Origin of the sequence: Beijerinckia indica subsp. indica ATCC 9039 (genome assembly GCF_000019845.1) — a bacterium.
GTDB classification, from domain to species: domain Bacteria; phylum Pseudomonadota; class Alphaproteobacteria; order Rhizobiales; family Beijerinckiaceae; genus Beijerinckia; species Beijerinckia indica.
In genome coordinates, this window is sequence record NC_010581.1 from 1,267,815 (window position 1) to 1,293,622 (window position 25,808).

15 protein-coding genes are annotated in these 25,808 nt (G+C 58.7%); 4 read left to right on the plus strand and 11 right to left on the minus strand.

All coding sequences use genetic code 11. The annotated features are described in order from the left end of the window. Window positions 1-60: 60 nt before the first annotated feature. Complete coding sequence (locus tag BIND_RS05595) at window positions 61-4,098, minus strand: Pls/PosA family non-ribosomal peptide synthetase (RefSeq protein WP_012384101.1); 4,038 nt, start codon at window positions 4,096-4,098, stop codon at window positions 61-63. Window positions 4,099-4,436: 338 nt separating this feature from the next. Then, the gene (gene fabI / locus BIND_RS05600; RefSeq protein WP_012384102.1) at window positions 4,437-5,285 is read right to left on the minus strand and encodes an enoyl-ACP reductase FabI; all 849 of its coding nucleotides are present in this window, start codon (window positions 5,283-5,285) and stop codon (window positions 4,437-4,439) included. Window positions 5,286-5,550: 265 nt separating this feature from the next. Between fabI and BIND_RS05605 the strand changes: the two genes are divergently transcribed. Both BIND_RS05605 and BIND_RS05610 read left to right on the plus strand, forming a co-directional pair. Beyond that, a complete protein-coding gene (locus BIND_RS05605; protein WP_012384103.1) occupies window positions 5,551-6,090 on the plus strand; it encodes an RNA polymerase sigma factor in 540 nt (179 codons plus the stop codon). 20 nt (window positions 6,091-6,110) lie between these two features. Further along, window positions 6,111-6,962, plus strand: coding sequence for an anti-sigma factor family protein (locus BIND_RS05610; protein ID WP_012384104.1), 852 nt, complete (start codon window positions 6,111-6,113; stop codon window positions 6,960-6,962). A gap of 91 nt (window positions 6,963-7,053) precedes the next feature. On the opposite strand, the gene BIND_RS05615 is transcribed toward BIND_RS05610, so the two are convergent. Together BIND_RS05615 and BIND_RS20045 are read right to left on the minus strand one after the other, a co-directional pair. Further along, a complete protein-coding gene (locus tag BIND_RS05615) occupies window positions 7,054-8,025 on the minus strand; it encodes a DnaJ C-terminal domain-containing protein (protein ID WP_012384105.1) in 972 nt (323 codons plus the stop codon). Between the two features lie 152 nt (window positions 8,026-8,177). Then, a complete protein-coding gene (locus tag BIND_RS20045; RefSeq protein WP_050763914.1) occupies window positions 8,178-8,738 on the minus strand; it encodes an RT0821/Lpp0805 family surface protein in 561 nt (186 codons plus the stop codon). A gap of 197 nt (window positions 8,739-8,935) precedes the next feature. Here BIND_RS20045 and pdxH point away from each other — a divergent pair, with 197 nt between their 5' ends. Further along, the gene (gene pdxH / locus BIND_RS05625) at window positions 8,936-9,550 is read left to right on the plus strand and encodes a pyridoxamine 5'-phosphate oxidase (protein ID WP_041777947.1); all 615 of its coding nucleotides are present in this window, start codon (window positions 8,936-8,938) and stop codon (window positions 9,548-9,550) included. A 256-nt stretch (window positions 9,551-9,806) separates the two neighbouring features. Here pdxH and BIND_RS05630 read toward each other — a convergent pair whose 3' ends face one another. Then, window positions 9,807-11,810, minus strand: coding sequence for a hypothetical protein (locus tag BIND_RS05630; RefSeq protein ID WP_012384108.1), 2,004 nt, complete (start codon window positions 11,808-11,810; stop codon window positions 9,807-9,809). Window positions 11,811-11,998: 188 nt separating this feature from the next. Here BIND_RS05630 and BIND_RS05635 point away from each other — a divergent pair, with 188 nt between their 5' ends. After that, window positions 11,999-12,268: a hypothetical protein gene (locus BIND_RS05635; protein ID WP_012384109.1), complete on the plus strand. Its 270-nt coding sequence runs from the start codon at window positions 11,999-12,001 to the stop codon at window positions 12,266-12,268. Between the two features lie 454 nt (window positions 12,269-12,722). On the opposite strand, the gene BIND_RS05640 is transcribed toward BIND_RS05635, so the two are convergent. The 6 genes from BIND_RS05640 to BIND_RS05660 form a co-directional block, all read right to left on the minus strand. After that, window positions 12,723-14,075: an aminotransferase class I/II-fold pyridoxal phosphate-dependent enzyme gene (locus BIND_RS05640; RefSeq protein ID WP_012384110.1), complete on the minus strand. Its 1,353-nt coding sequence runs from the start codon at window positions 14,073-14,075 to the stop codon at window positions 12,723-12,725. Window positions 14,076-14,353: 278 nt separating this feature from the next. Continuing rightward, window positions 14,354-14,674, minus strand: a complete 321-nt coding sequence (locus tag BIND_RS05645; protein WP_012384111.1) for a hypothetical protein — start codon at window positions 14,672-14,674, stop codon at window positions 14,354-14,356. Further along, window positions 14,637-22,085: a type I polyketide synthase gene (locus BIND_RS05650; protein WP_041777951.1), complete on the minus strand. Its 7,449-nt coding sequence runs from the start codon at window positions 22,083-22,085 to the stop codon at window positions 14,637-14,639. Before BIND_RS05650 ends, BIND_RS05645 begins: the two co-directional genes overlap by 38 nt. Window positions 22,086-22,301: 216 nt before the next feature. Continuing rightward, a complete protein-coding gene (locus tag BIND_RS22160) occupies window positions 22,302-22,433 on the minus strand; it encodes a hypothetical protein (protein ID WP_012384113.1) in 132 nt (43 codons plus the stop codon). A gap of 547 nt (window positions 22,434-22,980) precedes the next feature. Beyond that, window positions 22,981-23,625 (minus strand): glutathione S-transferase family protein, encoded by a 645-nt coding sequence (locus tag BIND_RS05655; protein WP_012384114.1) that lies wholly within the window; start codon window positions 23,623-23,625, stop codon window positions 22,981-22,983. Window positions 23,626-23,701: 76 nt separating this feature from the next. After that, window positions 23,702-25,780: a P-loop NTPase family protein gene (locus BIND_RS05660; protein WP_012384115.1), complete on the minus strand. Its 2,079-nt coding sequence runs from the start codon at window positions 25,778-25,780 to the stop codon at window positions 23,702-23,704. Window positions 25,781-25,808 lie beyond the last annotated feature (28 nt).

Sequence of the window (25,808 nt, forward strand, 5' to 3'; positions counted from 1 at the left end):
ATCAAAATGCCTGGGTACGGGGCGATGCGCGATGCTTACCTGAGCTTATGAGAGCCGGGTTCACAAGCTCTTCGGCTCCGCCGGCGCACCTGTCCATTCCGTCAGCGGCGGGATTTTTTCTCCCTTCATGACCAGGGTCAGTGGCCCGAGCCGGGAATAATCGGACACATGCGTATCATAAAGGACCGTAGAGCCGGCGCCGATGGTGACGCCCTTGCCGACGAAGACGCGGCCGACTTTCATCACGCGGTCTTCATAGAGATGAGTCTGCAAGGCCGAAAGGGCGTTCAACGCGGTGAAATCGCCGATGGTGACGCAATCGAATTCAGTGATGTCCGTCATATCCATGTAAATGCCGCGTCCGCATTTCGTGCCGAACAGGCGCAAAAGCCACGGCAGGAAGGGCGTGCCGCGCAAATGATCGAGCAGGACCTTGCCGGCGAGACCCCAATACATGACGGCCACGGCTTCCGTTCGCATCGCCCAGAATGACCACATGGGTTTGGTCACGGGCTCGTAGCGACCCATGCTCAGCCATTTGATGATGATGACGACAAAAGCGAGTCCCAAAGTGATCGCCACTGAGGAGAGGGTGAAAGCCCAGAGAATTTCGAAATAAAGACCTTCCAGCACGCTTTTTGAGAACCAATCCGTGGCCCAGGTGCCGAAGGTGATGAACAACATGGTCGGCAGCGAGATTGTCACCGCCTCGAAACAGCCACGCGCGAATTTCTTCCAACGTGGTGCTTCATAGGTCCAGGTCGCGCCGCCCGTGTCGAATTTCTGCCGCACCGGCAATTTGATCGGTGGCGAGCCGAACCACGTATCATGCTCGTGCATGAGTTCATTGGCTGGCGGCTTCGACTTGATGCCGATGAGCGCATTGGCGGGAATATCCGCGCCCGCCGGAACCACGGCGCTATTGCCGACGAAGACGCGGGCCCCCGTCCGCACCCGTTTCAGGGTCATCCAGCCGTTGCGGATTTCCTCATCGCCCAGCATGACTTCATCGGCGATGAAACATTTCTCGCCGATTTCCACGAGATCGTAGCGGCCGGAAAGATTGGTGGAAATCTCCGCATCCTTGCCGATCTTGGCACCCATGAGGCGATACCAAGCCCGCATATATACCGTGGCATAGAGCGCCGACAGGGTTTCCAGCGTGACCTCGGTTGCGAGCGTCATCAGCCACTTGCGGAAATAGAACCAGGAATGGATCGAATAACGACCCTCCCGCACACGCGGTAGGATGATCCAGCGGCAAAGCGCGATGAAGCCCACGGTGACGAGCACCATGACGAACGCGGTTGGCCAGGCCATGACAGGGATCGTGGCCATATAGACGAAATGATCGATCACAGCGGAGCCAATCAATTCGTCGATTCGATCGAATACCCAGAAGGCTGGAATGATTGGCATCAGCCCGAGCGGGGGGATGATGAGCAAAGCGAGGAGATAGCCAAGGCCGAGAAGGAAGCGGCGCGGAGCCGAGGCTTTAGGAGCTTCCCCGAGGTCCGCGCGATCGACCGTGCCAATCTTTTTGCCGGGCGAACCATCAATATTGTCCCAGGCGCCGATTGTCGTGCCGGCCGGCAAGGCCGTCAGATCTCCGAGCGCCGCTCCTTCGCCGATCACCACATCGTTTTCAAGGACACAGGAGGAACCGATATAGGCATCGTCGCCGATGGTGATCGGGCCAATGACAAGTTCATTGCCCTCGACCCGCGCATTGGCGAAATTGCCGACCGAGCCGATACTGACCCTCGAGCCAATGCTGATCAGATCAGGCGCGCCGGCCTCGATCTCGCCCAATAGGGCATCCTTGCCAATCTGGGCGCCGAGCGCGCGCAGATAAAGCCGCATGATCGGCGAGCCTTGGAACCATTTCAGATGGACGAGGCCGAGAAATCTTTTGGTGAGCCACCAGCGGAAAAAATAGACGCCCCAGAGGGGATAGCGGCCGGGTTTGGTGCGGCCAATGATCAGCCATTTGGCGGCAATGGCGATCAGCACCGTGCTGATATTGATCGCCATATAGACGCCGATCAGCGAGACGATTTCCTCAAACAGAGTGGCATCGGCGCCGGTCAGCAACATATAGCTGACGAAAACGCCGAGCCATTGCGCGGTGATGAGCGCGATGATGACCGGCAGGGCTACGGCCTGAGCGAGGCCGCAGAGAAACCGCCGCAGGAGGGGCGGAGGGTCAAAGGCCAGAGAGGCCTCCGGGCCAGCGGCGAGCTTGCCTTGCAGCAGTTCCGCCATGCCGCGCAGGCTGCGGGCGGTATAGACATCCTGCAAGGTGATACCGGCGAGCGCCGGCGTTTCCCGGACCAGCGAGATGAATCGGGCCGCCAGCAGGGAATGGCCGCCGAGATCGGTGAAGAAATCGGCATCGAGCGGGATCGGCTGCGGCGGCAAGACGCGTTTGGCAGCCTCGAGCAGACAGGCTTCCGTCTCGTTGCGGGGAACTTCCTGCGCGTCTTGATCCTGGATTTGCGAAAGCTCGCGCTGTTTCAGGCTCTTGCGATCGACCTTGCCAGACGAGAGTCGCGGCAGGGTTTCGATCGCCTCGAAACGTGCGGGGACCATATAGGGGGGCAGAGTGGCGCGCAGCTCCTGCCTCGTTGAGGCCGGATCGATTGCGCTGCCAGGAGTGGGCACGAGAAAGGCGACGAGCTGTTCAAGGCCGGCATCCTGGCGCAGGACGACGGCAGCCTGGGCGATGCCCGGACAATCGGCGAGCTTCGCCTCGATCTCGCCGAGTTCGACGCGAAAGCCGCGAACCTTGACCTGATCGTCAATGCGTCCACGAAAAACGAGATTGCTATTGCCATCGATCTGAACCGCATCCCCGGAGCGATAGAGCAGGGGGGCGTCAGCGTCCGTCTCGTAAGGATTGGCGATGAATTTCTGCGCGGTCAGATGCTCGCGTTTCAAATAGCCTTGGGCAACGCCAGGGCCGCCGATCAGCAATTCGCCTTCCTGTCCATTGGGCAGCAGGGTCAGGGCCTCATCGGCGACATAACAGCAGTAATTGGGCAACGGCTGGCCGATCGTCACATCCTCGCCCGGATGGACTTCCGCCACTGTGGCGACGACCGTGGCCTCGGTCGGCCCATAGGAATTAAAAACATGCCGTCCCGGCCGGCACCAACGATTGGCGATGGCGGGTGGGCAGGCTTCGCCGCCGAGAATGATCAAGCGCAGGGTCGAAACATCGCGCGGCAGCAAAGAGAGCAGCGTCGGCACAGTGTCGAGCACAGAGACGCCGTGGGACTCCATCAGCTCCGGGAGCTTGTCGACCTCGCCCATCATCTGTGGCGTCGCGACGAAGAGGCTGGCGCCGACGAGATAGGGCAGCCAGATTTCTTCCATCGACAGGTCGAAGGCAACCGAGGCACCCTGGAAGACGACGTCGCTCGCCTTGAGCCCATAGACCTCATTGGCCGAACGCAGGTAATGGCAAATGTTGCGGCCGGAAATGACGATGCCCTTGGGCGTCCCGGTGGAGCCCGAGGTATAGATGAGATAGGCAGGATGATCGGGCGTCGCACCCAAAGCGCGGGCATTGACCTTAACGCCGCCCTTGAGGTCTCCGCTGGCTGGGATCAACTTGGCCGGGGTCACGACCGGACAGGGAATAGTCTCATCAATCTTGTAGGTGAAGGCCTCGGCGGTGAGAAGGCCCCAGGCCTCCGCGTCCGCAAGGCAGATGCCGATGCGTTCGACCGGGGCATCGGCATCGAAGGGCAGCCAGGCGGCGCCGGTTTTGGCGACGGCGATCTGCGAGACCAGAAGTTCATGGCCACGCGGCATCCACAAGCCGATGATCTGGCCTGGCCGCAGACCTTGGGCGACGAGGCCCCGGGCTAAAATTTCCGCTTTGGCATCGAGTTCGGCATAAGTCAGCGTGCCAGCTTCCGTCACCATGGCGATGGTGGACGGCTGCGCAGCGACGGTTTTGGCGAAAATTTCGGCCAGCAGTTCATCGCGCAGGAGATCGAGACGTTTCGCACCCTGAAGGATGCCCTCGCGGACCCTTTCGTCGCCATTCTCCAGAGGGGGCAGGGAAGTCACCGCGGAAAATCGCGCCATGAGGAATCCTGTGCAAACGGTGGCGGCTCAACAAGCGACGCGAATGAAGAGGATCGGAGAGGCAATCGTGGGTATCGCGCGAGTGAAGACGCTATTTGCTCTTAAAGCATGAAAGGGTGCAAGATATCAGTTTAATCTTACTGGCGCCTGAACAATATCTCCCATCATCATTCGGTCGCGCATTTTTGGTCTTTTCTAAGACGTAACGAAAATTTGCAAGTGTCCCAATGGTCATTCTTTATGACCATTGGTTTCAAATGTTCCACGGCCATCCTTTATGACCGCTGGTTTATTGCATGAGATCCAGAAGCGGCTGCTTTCCGAATCTCATGTTTGGATCATTCCTTGCCGACAGCCCCGATATCCGGCGCGGCGGGATTTTTCATGCCGACGACATGATAGCCGGCATCGACATGCAGGATCTCTCCGGTGATTCCGCGTGCCATGGGAGAAACCAGAAAAGCCGCGCTTTCCCCGACTTCCTCGATCGTTACGGTCCGGCGCAAAGGCGCGTTATATTCATTCCATTTCAGGATATAACGGAAATCACCAATGCCCGAGGCGGCGAGCGTCTTGATGGGACCAGCCGAGATGGCATTGACGCGAATATTCTTTTCGCCGAGATCGGCGGCGAGATAGAGCACGCTCGCTTCAAGAGCCGCTTTGGCGATACCCATGACGTTATAATGCGGCATCCATTTTTCGGCGCCGTAATAAGTCAGGGTCAGCATGGAGCCGCCATTCGGCATCAGCTTTTCTGCCCGCTGCGCGACGGCGGTGAAGGAATAGCAGGAGATGAGGAGCGTATTGGAGAAATTCTCCGCCGTCGTTTCGACATAGCGACCAGTTAACTGGTCCTTGTCGGAAAAGGCCACGCAATGAACCACGAAATCAATGGTGCCCCAGGTTTTGGCCAGGACATCGAAAACAGCGTCGAGGCTCGCGGGATCGGTCACGTCGCAATGGCCGGCGACCAATGCGCCCAATTCCTGGGCCAATGGCCGCACGCGTTTTTCCAAGGATTCGCCCTGAAAGGTGAATGCGAGTTCAGCTCCGCTTTCATGCAGGGCTTTGGCGATTCCCCAGGCGATCGATCGATTATTCGCTAGTCCCATGATTAGGCCACGTTTGCCAGTCAGGAAACCAGGCGTTTTGAGGGCAGGAGTCAGACTTTCCGGTTGCGTCATTCGTTCTGGACCAGGCACGGGCAAAGAGGCCGGGATTAAGAGATGCGAACCATGGAACGGCCGCCGCTTCTGCCGCGTTTAAGGGCTACGCGGCATTTGTGCAAGGTTGACGAAAAAAGCCCGGCCCTCGCGCAGCACAATTTTTCAGAAAAACATTGTCCAATTCGGTCCTATGGAATTAGCATTATATCTCGCCGGAAGAGCGGGAATGGATCATTTATCCATCAAAAGTAGTCCATCAAAAAATGGTTAAGGAGAGCGCAAGGTGGACGCGAGAGAATCGCTCAAGCCATGGATACCGCGATTACGACGCTATGCACGCGCATTTTTGAACGGATCGCCGGGGGCCAGCGAAACCGTCGATGATTTGGTTCATGCCGTTTTGCTTCGTGCAAGCGAAAAGAAACTCGCCGTTTCCGCAGCCAATGGCCTGCCATTGTTCATTCTTTTGACGCAACTCTGCCGCGAAACCTTGCATCAGAGAGCCGCCAGGCATTTTGCTGCCTCCACTGAGGTGAATCTCCAGCCCTGGGGGGCGGCCGCGCCCGATAAGCCACACGGCTTACCGCATCGCCATGACAGTCTCGGCCCGGCCCTCAATGCAATGAAACCTGAGGAAAAAGAGGTTCTTCTCCTTGTCGTGCTGGAAGGTTTTTCCTATGCGGAGGTTGCGCGGATCCTGCGTATTTCACGCATGGTTTTGATGACGCGATTGGCAAAGGCCCGCCATGCTCTCGGCGAGAGTGGCTTTACGCCGGCGCCGACGCGTCCGCCACGGCCGTCTTATCTCCGCGTCGTGAAATAATTTCCTTGGATTTGGCCGTCGTGAGCGCTTCCTCGGGCATCAGTGAAGATGAATTGCATGCTTTCATCGATGGTCAGCTCGATGGGCCGCATCGTGAAGCAATCCTCCGTCTGTTGGCCGAGGCCCCGGAAGATGCGGCGCGCGGGGAAATCTGGCGCGGTCAGAACGAGGCGCTCCGAGCTGCGTTTGCTAGAATTGAAAATGAACCCGTTCCCCTCTCATTAACCTTGGCGGCGGATATTCCGCCGCTCGCTACGCCTCTCCTGGCCAAATACGTTCCTTTGCCCTTCAAACGCCTCGGCCAGACCCTCCCGGCCCCCGTCGCCTTTTTGCTCGGTGGATTATTGGTGCTGGTGATTGGTTGTCTGGTCAATTTCTTCGTGCATGGAATAGGCATCGGCTCCGCGAGCACGGAGAAAGAGCTGTTCGGGGGAACCTCGGAATGGACAGCCTTCTTGACGCGTGCCCAGGTCGGCCTAGTCTCCGTGGCGGCACAGACGTCAGGTGTCGAGACCAGCAAAAACCCAGCCGCCTTGCTTCACGACGAAGCTGGGCTGCTTTTGCCTCATCTTAACGAGGACGGGCTGGGGCCAGCGGGTGTGAAATTTCTTCCCAGTCCTTCGGGGGCGCTTGCCTGTCTCGTCTATGGCAAGGTGCATAATAGTCGCATTGTCCTTTGCGCTGAAGAATTGGGCGGGCGGGAAACACCTGGCGAACAGGACGAAGGAGAAGTGAAAGAAGGCCCGACAACAATCATTTATTGGCGCCAGAGAAATGCGCGCTACGGATTGCTTGGTTCCCTGCCTTTACCCGTCCTGCGGCGACTCGCTGATCAGGCACGCGGTGAAATCGCGTCATTCGCAGAACATTGAATATACCAACGGTCATTGATTATGACCGTTGGTATAATCTTCGAGAAGCCTCCAACGTCTATGCATCACGAACATTGGAGGCGCGAAGACATCAGCTCATGTCGCCGCGTGGCTGATAGGGCTTTTCTTTTTCCCATCGCTCCATCAGTTTGATGAGCTCCGGATCGACGTCCTTTTCCTTGGGCAGGACGATGCGCAAGGTGACGAAGAGATCGCCTGTCTTGCCGGGGCCAGCCGGCAGGCCCTTGCCGCGCAGCCGCAAAGTCTGGCCGCCGTTCGATCCCTTTGGAACCGCCAATTCGACCATGCCGTCAAGGGTGGGGACATTGACCTTGGCGCCGAGCACGGCCTCATAAAGGGTGATCGGCAGATCAAGGCGCAAATCATACCCATCGACACGGAAATAGGGATGTTTGGCGACATGCACGGTCACCAAGGCGTCGCCCGTCTCGCCGCCGAAGGGGCTTAACTGGCCCTGTCCCTTGAGTCGGATCTGCTTGCCGTCCTCGATGCCCGCCGGGACCGTGACTTCCAGAGTCTTGCCGGTCGGCAGGCTGACCCGCGTCTTGGTGCCTTTCACAGAATCAGCAAGGCTGACGGTCACGTTGGCATTGACATCCTCGCCGCGTGGCGGGGCTTGTGAACGCCCGCCGCCTCTCCGGCCAGAGGCCGCGCCGGAAAAGAGATCGCTGAACAGGTCGGAGGCATCGAAACCATGGGCGCCACCGCGACCGCCGCCGAAATTGAATTCGAAATTTTCGAACCCGCCGCCGCCATGCCGGCGACCACCGCCCATTCCAGCACCCATGCCTTGATCGAAACCTTCGAAGCCGTGAAAGCGGGGCTTCCCTTCGGCGTCGATCTCACCGCGATCGAAAGCCGCGCGCTTTTTTTCGTCGCCTAGGATTTCATAGGCGGCGCTGACTTCGGCGAATTTATCTTCCGCCTTGGCTTCCGTGCTCTGGTCGGGATGATATTTCTTGGCGAGTTTTCGGAACGCCTTTTTGATCTCGGCGGCATCGGCCGACTTCGACACGCCTAAAACCGTATAAGGATCACGCATTAAGAGCCCACTCCACCGCTTGCCCTCGATTGGCGCAAGCGCTTACGTCTCGCCGTTTATGTGGTGTGGAGAGACCTGATACGCAAGACACAGGTTGACCTTTGCCAGACGGTGAAGGTGGTCTTTTTGTCTCAGGGCCGAGGTTAATCGATTCAGGCGCTTCCCTCGCGCCGTTCGATCTCGACGATCGTCCACGCGCCCGCGTGTTCGGCACAAGCCCGTCCGCGCAAGGGGCGGGTGGTTCGCTCCTGAATGACATCGGCGATAAAGGTGGCGCATGTCCGCCCGCGTGGGTCGGGCGCCTTGCCAACCGCTGTAAACGATCCTCTGACGCCGCTGCGCGGATTTGCCCATTCGATGGTCCGGCCATTGGCCGTGGGATCGAGCGCCGTGGCCAATGCCGTTTTGGCAAGCCTTCGGTCCTCGTCGTCGAGCCCAGGCGCAAGCGGCAAGGGCGGTGTCAGTTTCGACGGTAAGGAGCCTGTGACCGTCTCCCGATCGATCAGAGGAGACATGGGTATGGAAACAGAGCAGCCGCCCATTAAGGCGGATGTAATCACGATCAGGGGAAGACCACCCAAAAGTCGTATTGGTTGTTTCGCGGATCGTGATTCTTTGGATCGCGCCAGATCGGTCGGGCCCATGGTCTCTTCGCCATGCCCAAGGGCGCGATTCAACCGCTCTTCTGTCCGCACATTCGACACCTGCCGCATCCCCTCAATCCGTGTTATGGGAAGCCCCGTCTTCCGAAAACGACCGTGAATTTTGAATTTATCGCTCGGTCCCCATGGACGATTATGTCGTGGGACCATTGTGTCGTGCCTCCTTGCGGCAGCGTCCAGTCTTCACGGAATCAGGATGCCGGCCTGCAGCGGAGTGATTAGCATGGGAGATTATCGTGAATGAGTTAATGGGTCGTGACGTTCCGACAGCCACGCAATCGGACACGAATCCCTTCGAGACTTTTGCCGCCTGGTTCGCCGAAGCCGAAAAAAGCGAAATCAACGATCCGAACGCCATGGCGCTCGCGACCGTCGACGCGTCGGGCTTGCCCGATGTGCGGATGGTGCTGCTCAAGGCCTTCGACAGTACCGGATTCGTCTTTTACAGCAATGCCGAAAGCGCCAAGGGGCGCCAACTCGCCGGCAATATGCAGGCCGCTGCCGTATTGCATTGGAAATCCCTGCGCAGGCAGATTCGTTTTCGTGGGCCGGTCAGTCAGGTGAGTACGGCGGAAGCAGATGCCTATTTCGCATCCCGTCCGTTGCAGAGCCGCATCGGGGCCTGGGCGAGCCAGCAGTCACGTCCGCTCGAAAGCCGTTTCGCGCTTGAGACGGCGGTCGCTAAATTCACCGCCAAACATGCTCTGACACCTTTGACGAGACCGCCCTATTGGGTCGGTTATCGTATCGTGCCCCTCGCCATCGAATTCTGGTCCGATGGTGCTTTCCGGCTGCACGACCGTATTCGCTATTTCCGGCAGGCGGATACGGAACCCTGGAGTAAAGAGCGGCTCTATCCGTGAATATTCATCCGTCGCGGGAAGGGAAGGACGAGGAGATGCGATGAAAGGGGATTAGAGGTGATGGGTCACCTCAGGTGAGTCCCTATTTTTTCTTCCGGGCTTTTCATGGGGATAGAAAAATTCAAGAGCAGCCTATCGGTCATTCCCATGACCGATAGGCTGCTCAAGGCCGGTGCTTTTTTGATGAAGCCTAGGCTGTTTGTCTTTTTGGGAGGGCTTTACGGATTTGGAATGTTCCCAATTCCATGCGTCCTCCTTATTGGGGGGTGATAGCAAACGCCTGCGTATCCCAGCGCTTGACGCTAACCGGGATCTTGCCCACGCCGCTGGTCACTTGAAACGTTGATGTGACATTCGTGAATAATTCTGTGGCCGTGTATGTGCCATCAGCAAGACCCGCGAGGTTGATATAGCCCCTGACATCGACGGCGGTCGGTTGTGTCGAAGGATTGCTGACGACAAGCGTCAAGCGGTTGTTCTGGTCGTAAAAACCAAAGCCCGCCAGTCCTCTGGTAAAGGTGAGGGGCTGGTTGGGGAGCAAGGTGGCAGCCGAGCCGGACGATACGATCGGCGCGATGGCGCTCAGCGCTGTCCGCTCGGAGGAAGTCAGATAATTGGCTCGATCGATGACAATCCAGGCGCTGGGAGCCGCGGCGCTACCGGCGGTGATGCTCGGAAGGCCGGCATCGGAAACAAAATAATTGACGCCGATACGACTATCCAAAGTATTGCCGATATCGTCCGCGCTGCTGTAGGTGTTGTAGGGGAGATTACCTGGACCGGCCTGCCCACCGACGACGGCTTCTGTTATACGTTCAATTTTGCCGGAATAATAATAGGCCGCCCCGAAAACCTTCGTGGGATAGATGGTTTGGATCAACTGGGTCAGCGGATCGAGGGCCGCGAGACTCGACCCATCCCAATAGCTACGAGATGTAAAGGCCAGAGCTCGCCGGACATTACCGCTTCGATCACCGATATGGGCCCATGCGGAGTAGAGCCACAGGCGCTTCATGAGTCCATAGCCGACCTGTTTCTGGGTGGCTGCGTCGAGAGTGGGATAGAATTGGCTGATCGCTCCCCAATAACCATCATCTTCGGCTTCAAGATTGGCGCCATTGCGCATCAGGGGTTCGCGGGCGGCGCCGATAATGAATCCCCCCAATTCCCGGATCGGAGGGTAATTCACCGGCCCCGCGCGATCCCCTTGGATGACGTGATCATCCCAGATATTCAGGTAATTCTTCGGTCCGAGATATTGCGCCATGATACGTTGATCCACACCGGTGAGGCGACGATATTTAGGGTCGTCTCCGGCCTGGTCGATGATCAGGGCTTGATGGCCCGTCGCGTTGGTCAGGCGGTATACCAGAGCGGCATAGAATCGCGCATAGCCAGTCGCTAAATAATCCGCCCAATGGTTGTAGGTTGTCGTCAGGATAGCACTGGCTTTGTCGGTGGTTGTCGTTCCGGGAATTTGATTATTCGGAAACGTATTCGGGACTCTGGCATTTTCCCAGACGGCAAAAGCATCCATGATCCGCGCGTTATAATCTTGCATATTGAGCATGCGCCCGGGCATCGAATCGACGAAATCCGAAAGGGCGATGCCATAGACACCGGATTTCGCTGCGCCTAGTCCCCATTGATAAGCGAAGAGATCGCCATAGGTGCAAGACGTCTTGTCGGGTGGGCAATCGACTTGATCGAGCGGGACATGAGGATTGATGTGCCCCCACTGACCACCCCATGACGAGTAATAGGGCTCGCCTGGCATCGCCGCGCCGGTATAGGACGTCGCCCAATATTGCGGATGGTTGGTGATGAAATTCCGCCAGGCGACATATTCCGGTTGATTGGGAGCATTCGTGGCTGCGCGATCATTCGTGACCCATGAGGGCTCGTTTTTGAAGGTGCCCGCCGGAAAGCTCATCGCATAAGTATCTTCCCACCGCTGCGCGCCGGTGAAGGGGACGATATTTTGCGAGGTTATCTGGGCTGCGATGCCCTGGGCCGTGGCCATGGTTTGAGGATTGTAGAAAATCGATTTCGGATTGGCCTGGAAATAGAGGTTCATTGGCGTCAGGCCGGCCCCGCCACCCCATGACAAGCCGAAAACCTGATTCTGGAAGGGCAGGGTCTTGTAGCTCGTCGCGCCGACATTTCCCTGCTCGTCGCGCCCGTCACAAAGTGCCGGCCCCGAAAAACCTGTGAACAAAGCAAGTCCAAGCATCGAGGATATTGAAATCGTTCTCTTCATTCAGAGCTCCCGTACGGCAAAGGCCAAGGCTTATCTGGGACCTAACTGTGACAGCAGTGTGGAAATTTAAGAAAATCATGTACTTGGTATAAATACAGTGATTCTGGATTTCATCATGACACAGAAAGTAACAATCATGGGTTAGTTGAGTCTCTTTCTTTTATTATTTATAAATTGCCTTATTTTAAATGATTTTTATCCATTTTTTTGTCGAAATAAAGACATTATTGAACGGTGCGCTTGCGGCAATGGATCGCGCCAATTTGGCCCTTAATTGGAAGTTTACCTCCGATGGAGCGCAAAATATCATGGCGTTATCCGTTTCTCTCTACGATTTGCTCTTCCGGCCCGATTTTCGAGCGGAAAAGCATTCGGCAAGTGAAGGAAGCGCACAAAGTGGTTCGTTCTGCGGCTTTACCCTGATCGGCCGCATCTGCATGATAATGGATCAGAAATAAAATAAATGTTCGCGATATCGCTATATATTTTAATTTTTTTGTTTAAAATTTGACAGAAAGCGGAGCTAAATGAGCATTTTGTTTAACTCTCTCAAGAGGTATGAATAATCAATGCCTTAGCGAATCATATAAATATATTACTTAACGAATGTCGACCAAGGGATTAATTTTGCTAATCATCATGGAACTGGGTCCGCATGAATGAGAGCGTACCTTGGGCGGCTTCATGTCTATCCTCGACAGGAAGCATCAATCTGAAAGCCCGGCACAATTGTCTCGACTAATTCAATCTGTTTTAAAACAAACGGCATCAAACCAAAAAGAGGCAGTGCTCTTTGGTTTGATGCGACTATAGAGACTTATTATATTAGTCACATGTCCGATGAATGAACAATATGTAACGCATGCCACCCGATAGCGGGATTGAGGCAGCATCCTGTTTAGGATGTGCCATTCAAGAGCGTTTGGCCCTGCTGACGATCGCGCGGCCATCACCGATTGCGTCGCGTTCGGCGGCAATATGAGCGATTGTTTCCCGGATTTGCGCTTCGTCGTGATCCGCAGTGATGAAAAAGCGCAGGCGCGAGGATTTTTCCGGCACGGCTGGCGGGATGATCGGCTGCACATTGATGCCGCGTTCGAAGAGCTTTTGCCCCAAAGCGACGGCGACCAGTGAATCCTGCAGAATGATCGGCACAACGGCGAATCCCAGGCTCAAACCCGTATCGAGACCGGCTTCCTTGGCGAGATCTCGGAACAGGATGCCGTTGCGACGCAAACGCTCGACACGTTCGGGTTCCCGCAGCATGATTTCGAGTGCCTTGAGGGACGCTGCGGCGATGGCGGGCGGCATGCCGACGCTATAGACGAAGCCGCCTGCCGTGCATTTCAGGATTTCGACAAGAGGAGAGCAGCCGGCGATGTAACCGCCGCAACCCGACAAGGTTTTGGAAAGGGTGCCCATCCAAATATCGACTTCACGCGGATCAACGCCAGCATATTCATGGAGGCCGTGTCCCTTCTTGCCGAGCACGCCGAGCCCATGCGCTTCATCGACCATCAACCAGGCGGCATGGCGTTGCTTGACGGCGATGAAAGCAGCAAGGTCTGGCACATCGCCGTCCATGCTGTAGAGACCTTCGATCACGATCAGCACACGTTTGTAACGCGGCCGCAGGCTTGTGAGCATTTTGTCGAGGGCTGCGGCGTCATTATGCGGGAAAGCTCGCCTTTCCGCGCCCGAATACATTGCCCCCGTCACGATGGAATTGTGCGCAAGACTATCATAGAGCACGAGATCCTTCGGTCCCATGATCGTGCTGATCGTCGCGATATTCGTTGCATGGCCGCTGACGAAGACCGCGCAGGCTTCCTGGCCGTAAAGCTCGGCGAGCTTGTTCTCCAGGGCACGATGGATCGGCCGTTCGCCCGCCACCACGCGGCTCGCTGAGGCAGAAATACCATAATGATCGATGGCTTCTTTCGCGGCGTCGGCCACTTCCTTATGGCCATTCAGCCCCAGATAATCATAGGACGAATAATTCGAGAGAACGCGGGTTTCGATCTGTGTCGTCGCGCCCGCACGCCTCTCATGGACACGAAAGAACGGATTTTCCAAATCGACGAGATCAGCCATCGATCGCTGCATCCGCAATTCGGTGAAGGCGGGCAAAGTGGAAAAGTCCGTCTGCGCGGCGAAGGGCGAGGCGAGATCGGGAGCGGGGTCATTGACTTGCAGACGGCCGACAATGTTTTGAAGCGCTTTGCGCGCATTCAGAGACAAGCCAGCTTGACGAGTTTTATTCATGGATCGGCCCTATAATTATTCTTAATTAATGGGGAGATTTCGAAATTGCGCCTGCGGCGCGTAAGCGCCACGAATGAGTTTACCACTTTTTATCGTGGAGCGGCGCGCTTGAAAACCATCAAGTGCCGAGCGGAGAGCACACGAGCCAAGGCCGGGAGGACAAGTCTGCGGGCTTTGAAACGAGCTTTTTCGCTGGGCCATGAAATGTTCAAGATGCGACGGGCAAGGCCATGGCCTGAGAGAAGTGTGCATGCATACATCCATCATGCTCACCATTTTCATCGCATGCATTCATCGAACACACTCAAGGCCATCGGGATTCTCGACGACGGATACGGCGCTTGGTGCCCGGCGCATGGGTTTGCCAATTGTTTCGCATGGTCCAAGGTTTCAGATTGATCCCAAAGGGATATATCCGCTTTCAGATCAATCTGATGCTTTTCAACACTCTGGAGCATCACCTGGGTCGTTGATGCTCGATCTTTCTGTAAACGCATCAGATCAGACCCAAAAGTGGGAGCCACTTTTGGGTCTGTTGCTTCAGGCCGCACGAGAAAAGGGTCATTGCAGCAGATTCTTGATGCTTCCGCTGTTTTCATGCACCCGATCCTTGATCGAGGACAGAGTTTCCTGATCCATGCTGGTGCCAAGATGCCGCTCGGCCAGGCCCTTTGCGGTCGAATCGTGCTCGGAAACGGAATCCGTGACGAGACCGATGACATGTTCGGCGAGTTCGATGACCGTGAGGCCGCTAGCCGAATGGGTCAGCGGTGCGTCGAGCCCGAACCGCTCCTCGAGCGCCAAAGCCAGTTCCACCGCCATCAGCGAATCGAGTCCGATCTCGGCAAGCGGCTTGTTGCGGCCGACATCGGTCGGCGGCAGGCGTAGCACGCGGGCGATTTCCTTGACGATCTCGTCGGAGACAGTTTTCTGAACTTCCTCCAGCGTGCCTTGCGCCAGCAGCTCGCGCAGGTCGAGGCTGGTGCGCTCGCTGGCTTCCTGCTCGTTGTTTTTCGGCAAACGGGCATAGGTCGGTGAGCGCAGGATCGACAGATGCTCGCGGGCGCTCGCCCAATCCATGGGGGCGATGGTGATGACGGCTTCGTCAGGATAATGTTCAGCCATGGTCTGCATCATGTCGAGACCGTCGCGAGCCTTGAGATCCTTGACGCCAGCGCGCTTCGCCAGGCTTTCACGCACGGCACGGCTGTTGACCAACACACCGACATCGCCGATCGCGCCCCAGGCGACGGCAAGCGCGGGGAGACCCGCTTTGCGCCGACGCCGCGCCATGCCTTCGAGGAAGCCATTGGCGGCGACATAGGCACCCTGTCCCGGATTGCCGATAACCGTTGTCGCGGAAGAGAACACGATGAAATAATCCAGTGTCAGCTTCCGTGTCGCCTGATCGAGCAGTTCCGCGCCGGTGATCTTGGGTCGCAGGACGCGTTCCATCCGGTCGCGATCGAGATTGTGGATGACCGCGTCGTCGAGGACCATGGCCTCGTGGAAGAGACCGGCCAGCACCGGCAAATCCTTGCCGAAACGGCCGAACAATTTCTTGACGCCCTCATGGTCGGTAATGTCGAGAGCCTCGACATGCACGTTCGCCCCTTGCGCGCGCAAGGTTTCGATAACCGCCTGGCTCTCCGGTGTCGTGGCGCCATTGCGGCCAATGAGAACGAGATGGCGCGCGCCTTTATCCACGAGCCAACGCGCTGTCTCGAGGCCGAAACCGCCGAGACCGCCCGTGATGAGATGCGCCTTGTCGGTGGCGATCTTCAGTTCGTGTGCCGATGCACCCGTGCTTGCGGGCAGGGCCGGCGGCGTGACGATCAGCTTGCCGATATGACCGGACTGCTGCATCAGCCTGAAGGCGTCGATGACTTCAGCGGCGGGATAGGGCCGATAGGGCAAGGGCGTCAGGATCTGCTTTTCAAACAGATCCATGACCTTCTGGAACAGGCGGCGGCCAGCGCTCTTGTCGCTGATGATCAATTGGTCGAGGTCGACGCCGTAATAGGTCAGGTTGGCACGGAACGGCCGCAGGCCGATATGCGTATTGGCGACATAATCGCGCTTGCCGAGTTCGACGAAACGGCCGAACGGCCGCAAGACGCCGATGCTGCGTTCCATCGGCTCGCCGGACAGACTGTTCAGCACCACATGGACGCCCTTGCCGCCCGTAATGCGGCGGATTTCGTCGAACATGGCGCCGCTGCGCGAGTCGAGCACATGATCCGCGCCAAGCAGGCCGAGCAAGCGACGCTTTTCGGGAGAGCCTGCCGTGGCGATCACGCGAGCGCCCCGCCATTGTGCGATCTGCAAAGCCGCGAGCCCGACACCGCCGGCGCCACCATGGATGAGTATCCATTCGCGAGCCTTGAGGCTGGCGCAATTGATCAAGGCATAATAGGCGGTCATGAAAGCGACCGGAATGGTCGCGCCCGCCTCGGCGGTGAGATTGGCTGGGCGGCGAATGACGACCGCGGCCGGCAGGGTGACATGGGTCGCAAAGCCGTTCTTGGCGCAGGCGATGACTGGATCACCCGGTTCGAGCCCCTTGACGGCAGAGCCGACACGCAGCACGCGGCCGGCGCATTCGAGACCCAGCGTCGCGCCAGCGAAGCCATTTTCCAGAATATCCTCGGGCAGGATGCCGAGGCCCCACATCACGTCGCGGAAATTGAGACCCGTCGCCTCGACTGCGATTTCGACTTCATCTGATTCAGGTGCGCGTCTTTCGACGCCATTCCAATGCAGACGATCCATGCCAGTGCCAGCACCGCGCTCCAGCCGCAGGGCTTCGGCGCCGCTGATCCGGCGCTGATCTGGCCGTTCGAAACGCAGGACCTCGGTCTTCTGCGCGCCGAGGATGATCTCGGTTTCTTCCGTCGACGAGCAGATCAGATCGCGTAGCCGCTCGCCAATCAGTTCGGGCTTCAGATCATCGGCAATGTCGATGCGGCGTACATCGAGATTTTGATATTCATTGGCAAGCGTGCGGGAGAAGGCCCAAAGACCAGCCGCCTTGTCGCAAATGAGCACCTGCTCAGGATCATTCGCCCCCGACATGACGAGCCAGATCTTGGTCTTTTGACCTTCCAGAAGCTCGGCGCATTCCCTCAGGGCGAGGCAGGATTCGGTGAGGGTCCTGACCGAAGGTTGTGGATCCTCGAAGCCGCTCGACAGATAGAGCACTTCCGAAACGCCGCGCAATTGAGCGGCGTCGAGTTCGTGCCGATGGGTCAGCGTGACATGCATGCCGGAGGCGGCAAGCAGGGTTGCCAAGGCGGAGGCAATGGCGCCGCCGCGCAGATCCTCGTTGCTGACGACGAGAATATTGCCGGTGCGTTGGGGTGGGCGGCGTGCCTCGCCGACCAGGCGTCCGGACAGGAAAAGAGCAGCGCCGGCTTTCGTCGAGACCTGATCGACACGGGTGTCGCTCAGGCCCGCCATGGCCATGTGATGCTGCAGAGCGGTGGGACCAGCGATCAGGCCGACCGTTTCACCGCCCGGCGATTGGTGGAACCAGCGCGGAGAAAGGCCAAAAACCGTGTCGCGGAACAGCGAGGGCAGCGGCTCCACAGCACAGAACAAAGCGTCGCGCGCCATGCAACCTTGCAGCTTCGACCATTGCGCCGGCTCGGGCAAGAGCCGGTAAAGCGCGTCCGCGCTGATCACGAGATCGAAATTGGCCGTGCCGAGCTCGTCCAGCGTTTCAGCGAAACCAATCTCCTCCGTCTCGGGGAAGGACAGGCGGGCGCGTTCGAGACGCCGCCGTTCCGGTTCGAAGATCACGAGATGCGCCGCCTGTTCGCGCGCCAAAGCGGCGGCGCGGGGCGAGAGCGGGCCGTAACCGATCTGCAAGATGCGCAAAGCGCGGTCGCGCGGCCAGCTCGCTACATGCGCATGCAACAAATCGGTGACGAAAGAAGCGGCGCTGGAAACAGCGATGCCGCCGAGCTCGAAACCATCGAGCACCGGGGTGGCGATGGGCCGCGCGAAGCTCTCGGCCGAATTTTTGGCTTCGGCCTGCAAGGCTTCGACGGCGCCAGTCGCGCTGGCGATCAGCAAAAGCTCGGCACTATGATCGGGATGATCGGCGGCGAGCGCCTGCAGAATTTCTCCCGGTGCCGGCAGGCTCACATCGGTGCTGAGAGTCCAGCTTGCGCCTTCGCCGGTGACGAGACCGGAATGGCTGAGGGTGAGCAGAAGATGGTCCAGCCAGGGCCGGGCATAGGCGGGCAGCTTGCCTTCCTGTTGCAGGGCCTCGAGATCGATTGCCCCGTTTTGAGCCAGATTCTGCAGTAACTCGAAGATGGCGGCAGTCGCCCAACCGTCGAGCAGGAAAGAAGCGGAATCCGAGTCCGAGGTCTCCGATAGCATGTGGGGACGGGCGAGCTCCACGAGCTTGCCCGGATCGAAGACGCCAGTCGAAAGCCGCGTTGCGGTCGGCTCGCTGGCCAGGGCATTGGCCTGGAACAGGACCTGTTCAGCGACATCCCCGCCCCGCGCCGTGGGCAATGCCTGATAACGGACACGCCGCAAGGTCGCGATGACGTCATGCGCATCGTCGAAGAGAATATAATCGGCGACGATCGTCCGTTCGTTACAGGACAAGATATCGAGCCGGGCGCCGGCGATTGTGGCACCGGGCTTAACGAGATTCACTTCGCCAAAGCGCACAGGCACGAAGGCCGTGCCCTGCTTTCCGCGCAGAAGATCCTGGAAGATCAGGATCAGGCCATGGAAGCAGGAATCGAGACGAGCCGGATCGAGCCCATAGGGCGAGGGATTTTGCGCCGGGCTCAGATCGACGCGGATGATATTATCGCCGCAACGAAGGGCCTGAGCGACATTGCGGAAGCTCGGGCCGAATTGCAGGCCGGCTTCGAGCGCAATGGCATAGAGCGCGTCGTGACCGATGGTCATCTCCGCCTTGGCAGGCAGGACGAGTTCGGGAACCGCTATATGCGTATCATGAATGATTCTGGCGCTTGCATGCACCTGCCAGGGCGTGTGGCCGAGGCGGGGCCGGCTGGAAATCTCGACGAGGCCGATGCTTGGGGTCACCGTGCAGAGAATCTCGCGCGAGGCGTCGCGGCTGATGTGCAAGGGCTGGTAAATATCGAGATCGCTGATACGCGCCGTCTCGGTGCCGAGCCAGTCGCGGGCGACAGCCAGCGCCATTTCGACGAAAGCCGAGCCGGGCAACAGGATCTGTCCGTCGATCTGATGATCGGCGATATCAGGCACGAGCGTAATATCGATGGTCGAATGCCATTCGAGCTTTTCGGGGGTCTGCCTGGCGCCAATCAGGAGATGCCAGGGAGCGGGCCGCAGCATGCCACTCGATTCGATGCTCTCGCCGAGCCGGAAAATCTGCTGCTGCCAGGGATAGGGGGCGAGTGCAATCCGGGGATTGGGATCGCTCGGGAAGGTTTTGGCGAGATCGACCTTGGCCCCAGCGGCCAGCGCCGCGGCGAAGACGCGGCGGATCGGATCGTGATCCTTGTCCTTCTTGTCGAGGACATTCAAGCCGAGAATCGTGGCGTTGGTCGCATCCTCAAGCGTCTTGAGATGCGGCAACAACACCGGATGCGGGCCGATTTCGACGAAAATCCGGGCTCCAAGCCGCAAAGCTTCCCGCGCGCCCTGAGCGAACAGCACTGGCTCGCGGACGTTGCGCCACCAATATTGGCCGTCGAGTTCGAGACCCGAGACTTCGCAGCCGCTGACGGTGGAAATGAAGGGAATCTGCGCTTCGTTCGACACAACCTCCGCGAGATCTTGCAGGAGCTCTTCGCGGACCGGCTCCATCAGAGGACTGTGGAAAGGATAGGCGAGATCGAGCTGATGGACGCGCGCCTTGTTCTTGCGGGCAACGTCGGACAATTGCTTGATCGAGGCCTCGTCGCCCGACACGGTATAGGCATTGGGATTATTATGGGCGGCGATGCTCAGGCCGGGCAAAGCTTCGACAATGCGCTCGACGGTCGCGAGCGAACCGACGACGACCGCCATCGTGCCGTGGCCGCGCGTCAATTCCTGACGCAGGCTGCGGTATTGAATGACCCGCACAGCGCTTTCGAGATCGAGAATGCCGGCGGCTTCCGCGGCCGCGACCTCGCCGACGCTATGGCCGAGCACGAAGGACGGCACCAGACCCTCGACACGCAGCGCATGGGTCAAGGAGGATTGCAAGGCGAAGATCAGCGGTTGAGCAATGCTCGTGAGGCTCAGCTTTTCCTCAAGATCAGCGGCATGCAGGGTTTCGACCAGCGACCAGCCGGACAAGGCTTGGAAGAGGGTGTCGATCCGATCGAAATGCGCCTTGAAAGCAGGATTGACGGAATAAGCCAGAACGCCCATGCCGGCCCATTGGCCGCCATTGCCCGAATAAGCGAAGGCCACCGGCACTTCGCGGTCGAGCGCTGTCGTCAGGCTGAAACCGGCACCCTTGGCCGGCGCGTCTGTCTTGTCCTTGACCTCTTCGAGCACCGAGACGAGTTGCGACTGGGACTCGAAGGGAACGACGAGTCGCTCGACGAGGAGGTCGCGCCGGCGTCCGAGCGCCGAAAGAAGATCGGTGCAGGCCTTGTTGTCGGCCAGTTTGGCGACACGTGTCGCATAGGTCCCGGCCAGCGAGGCGAGGGCACCACGGCTATGGGCGGACAGGACAAGATAGTCGGGCGCGCCGGCAAAGGCTTGGCTTTCCGTGGCCGTCGCTGTCGAGGGATCGGCCAAGATCACATGCGCATTGGTGCCGCCGAAGCCGAAGGAATTGACGCCGGCGAGTCGCTTTTCACGGCGGGCGAGCGGGGTCGCTTTGTCACAGACCTGCAGGTTCAAGGTCTCGAAATCAATGTCCGGATTGAGCGTCTCGCAATGCAGCGAGGCCGGCAGTAGATCATGCTCGAGCGCCAGCATGGCTTTCAGCACACCGGCAAGACCAGATGCAGGCTCTGTATGGCCGATATTGGTTTTGACGGAACCGATAAGAAGCGGTTCCGGCCGCTGCTGGCCGAGGATCGTGCCGACGGCCTTGGCCTCAATGGGATCGCCGACGCGCGTACCGGTGCCATGCGCCTCGACGAAAGCGAGACGGGCGGGGTCGATTCCCAAATCGCCATAAAGCGATTCGAGCAATGCGGATTGATGCACCGGAGAGGGCAGGGAAATGCCGGTGGTGCGGCCATCGGAATTGATACGGGTTCCGGCGACAAGGCCATGGACGTGCTGACCAGCCGCCGCCCGCTGCGAACGCAGCACCAGAACGACACCGCCCTCGGCGCGGACATAGCCATCGGCCGCGGCCGAAAAGGCTTGGCAAAGGCCAGTGCGCGAAAGCATCGAGGCTTGAGAAAAGCCGATGAAGCCGAAGGGGCTCGCAAGAATATTCACGCCGCCGACAATGGCCGTGTCGATCCGTCCGCTCTGCAGAGCCTCCACGGCCTCGTTCAAGGCGACGAGGGCGGAGGAACAGGCGGTATCGATGGTGAAGCTCGGCCCATGCAGGTCGTAAATATAGGAAATGCGATTGGAGAGAATCGAAAGCGTATTGCCGGTGGCGAAATAGGCATCGCTCGAGGCCATGTCGAGAATGCGCAGGTTACCGTAATCGAGAGCCGAGCCGCCGATATAGACGCCGGTCGGCGATCCCGCGAGCTCGGAAGGCTTGATCCCAGCGTCCTCGAGAGCTTCCCAGGTCAATTGCAGCAGCAAGCGCTGTTGCGGATCCATTTGCTCCGCCTCGCGCGGAGACAGGCCAAAGGCACCCGGATCGAAGCCCCAGATATCGTCGAGAACACCCGCCGACCAGGTATAGCTGCGGCCACGCTCGTTGCCGCGCGGATGGCCGAACCGTTCGAGCGACCAGCGGTCCGCGGGAATTTTGCTGACGGCGCAGCTTCCATCGAGCAGCAGCCGCCACAAATCAGCAACCGAGGAAGCTCCGGGAAGGCGGCAGGCACGGCCGACGATGGCGACGTCGGAGTCTTCATTCATCCACGATGGTTTCGGTCGATATTGGTTCATGGATTCCGGCAGTTACACTAGGAAATTTAATTCGGAAAGAGCCGAGGAGCTGAAGGCGGGGGCGCCGAGCTCACGCGGATCGCTGAAAGGAGCCTTGCCCGATAAAAGGCATGGCTCGCAGGGGATCGGGTTCTTTGGATCGATTCACGTCCAACCTTCGGAGCAGGCCCACCGACACGCGGGCCCTCACCGAGCAGACGGAAAAGAGGGTTTGAAGGCAATGTCTTGCGCCAAAACTCCAAGGCCGGGGAGCAAGCCATTGGCGGAGCTGTTGTGCGAGACTTTGTTCGGATCGACGGCATTCGGCAAATCGGCCATGACTCTTCTCCAGAAAGCTAGAAACGGAAGCCTGGAACCGCCGCGCCGGCTAGCTATAGCGTGGGACCAGGTTCCGGATCTTCAGGCCGACCGCTCGAGGGCGATGCAATCAAGAGGCCGATACAAACAGATCATACGATCTCTAAAGCCGAAGACGCCTTGGCAGGCAGGGGCAAGCCCGTAGCATGCTTCATGTTCTCGTCAAATCGGCCATCAGCTATTTAGAAGACTATTCACCCAAGGGCCATAATACGATTCATGCTATAAGTTCAATTATCCACGTTGGTTCGTTACTCTGTGTGATATCCCCGACCAGATAATCGATCCTTCTCTTGTATGAAAATGGGAAAAGCTGTCGGCTGGAGCATCGGGCACGATTCAACTTGAATGTCGCAGGCTCTAATCCGGCGCGAAGTCAATTTCCTTTTACGGAATAGGGTGTGGCCGAAATCTAAACGCTTGATTAAGCGCAATGTCCAGAACGTGACTGGACACGTCCGATCACGTTCCACTGGAAATTAAGGCGTGATCGGCCTTTCGGATCGCTTTATGCCTGCTGTTGCTGGCCGAGGGTGGAGAGATTGTAACCTTCTTCACGCAAAACGCCCTGCACCGCCCTGCGGCCAAGCATACGCTTGTAATGGGCCAGGAGATTTGCGGGCAGGGGAATGGCCAGTTTATCGGCCCAGAATTCCACATAGAAAAGAATCGGATCGGCGATGGAAAAAGTCCCGACGAGATAATCCTTGCCGGCGAGCTGGGTGTCGAGAATGCCGAAGCATTTTTCGACAAGCTCACGCCCGAAAGCCCGGACATTATCGTGGTCCGCCTCATTCTTGGTGAAGGTCGGGGTCGCGAAAATACGGGCGAATCCCTGGCCATGGATGGTGCCGACGATGAAGGCCATGGCCTCGACGATCCGCGTCTCGGCCTCGATATCATCGGGGATCAATTTGGCGCGCGGATGCGTCCGTCCAAGCCAATAAGCGATGGCTTGGACTTCCGTCAGGGACGTACCGTCCTTGCGCACAAGGGTGGGAATCGTCGATTTCGGATTGATCGCCAGATAATCCGGCTTGAATTGATCGCCGCCCGGCAGATTGACGATATAGGCTTCGAAAACCTCCTCGAGCTCCTCGAGAATAATATGGATGCCGGTCGAGCAAGAACCGGGAGTCATGTAGAATTTCATCGGGCAGCCTCAAAATCCTGGCAAGTTGGCGCCCTTTGCCTGTTTGGTCCTCGATCGTCAATGCAAGAAACCGGGTTCACTGCGCGCGCAGGGAAAAGATATGAGCCGTTTGGGCTGCCTGGCGTGCCGCGGCAAGGGTCAAACTGGTCTCGCCCTCGCGCGCCGCGAGCAGAGCCCGACGGAGCCTGGGGCTCGCCCCGGGCAGATCGAAAGCAGTGTTCTCCGGCACGGTCGAGGACAGCGCCAGGGTCAGGGCTTGCAATTCCTCTGCCGTGCCGCCGGCTTCGGCCGCCAGCAAGAGGGCAAGAGCACCATCGCTGGGGCCACCGCGCAAAAGCCTGTAAAGATTGACGAAACGCTTCACCACACGAGGCGTGCCGCCGGCGAGGGGGGCGAGGGCGGCAAGTTTTGCGACTTCCGCATCCGAAAGGGGCGCGTCGAGGGCCGATTGTGTCGCATCCACGCCTGGAAGAGCCGTGACGGGTCGAGCGGATGATGGCGCCTTGCTGGTGGTCGCAAGGCCCTGAACAAATTGGGCAAAATCGATCGAAGGCGTTGCGGCCGAAAGCTGGAACGGGATCTGAACCAGACGGTCGAGCTGGTTTTCGGCGTCGTCGCCGAGAACATGCGGGTCGAAAGCGGCGATCAGGAGGAAATGCGGGGACAGAAAATGACGCAGGAGGGCGAGGCTTTCGCGAGCCTCTGCCGGAGGCAGGCAATCGAAATGGTCGATGATGAAAAGGATACGCTCTGGCGTGTCGGGGGCTGATGGATGCGCCTGGCTGGCGTCGAGGATCTGGCCCACCGCCCTGAAGAACGCGCTGGCTCTGGCCGTGGCCTGCTGATCGGAAAAGGGTGCCGATTCGGTCTCGACCGCGTTGTGATGGCGCAGACCCGCGCGTTTTTCCGCTTCGCTCACGCGGCGGCTCAAAGCTTCGACCTCGGCCACAAGCCGGTCGACCTGATGGGTCTGATGGGCAAGGAATTGATCGATATCTTGCCGCCGTTCCGCAAGGTCCTGTTGCAACAGGCGTCGACCCTCGCCGACTAAGGTGAGATAGCGCCAGCCGTGCCAGAGATTGAGGATGAGGTAGAGGCCTGCGGCGGCAAAGGCAATCTGCCTGGCGAAGCCGAACCATGACATGCGGCTTTCCAGCCAGCGAGCGACGCTGGCGGAGGTTTGATCCACACGCAGTCCTCCAAGCCAGAAGGCTTGATGATCGATGGCGGCGCCGATCCCGATGCCCAGCAGGAGGAAGAGGAAGGCGGCGATCAAACGCCCGGATTGTCCCTGATAGGACCAGAAAGCATTCAGAACGGAGGTGAGTTTCGCCCCTGGACCACTGGTCTCGCTGGCGGAACGCACCATATCTTTGAAAGCGCGGAGAACATCGCCATTGATTCCAAAACGCGACAGGCTGCGCTCGATCGTCCCACGGCGGCGGCGGATGTAATTTTCGAGCAGCGAGCTGGGTGTGTCGTAAAGAATGGTTTCAGTCAAAGTAGCCCGGCGGCTGTCGGCTTCCTCCAGGGTGCGGCGCTCGGCTTCGAGATGCCGCCTTGCCTGTGCCAATAGCTCGCTGGCTTCCCGCAGGGCAATACGCGGGTCTCGCGCGGCCAGAAGCGCCTCGGCGGCAAGCGCTGGATGGGAGCGGGCCAGGCCTTCATGCAGGGCGGAAGCGATGCCATTGGCGGTGTCCCGTCCGAAACGCGCGGCATCGATCTTGATCGCGACCAGTTTTTTCAGAAACGGCGTGCGGCTGGCCGATCCTGCCGCTCTTGCGAGCGAGGCAATCAGGTCAAGGAGACGATTGAGGGCAAAGCTCTTGCCGCTGCCCGCAGGTCCCAGCAGGCCAATGGTCAAGGGCGTCTGTGTTTGCCGATGCAGAGCCAGTTCGGCAAGTTTTTGCAAGGACGGATCAAGATCATAGGCGTCCGCGCCATGGGCGGTATCGGCGATGATGGCATCTGCAGGGGTTTCGCCACGGGCGATTTCGGAAATGGTCTCGCGCGGCTTCTCCACAGCCCTGCTGGGTGTCACCAGGGGGTGAGGAATAGGAGCCCCGATGGGGGACGAAGGGCGGGCAGCAGCGGGGGCGGCGGCAGGGCTCTTGAAAGCCGGGGGTTCAGGCTCGCGCAGGGGACGATCGGGCAAAGCTGTCACCTTTCGAAGTGGATGCTGG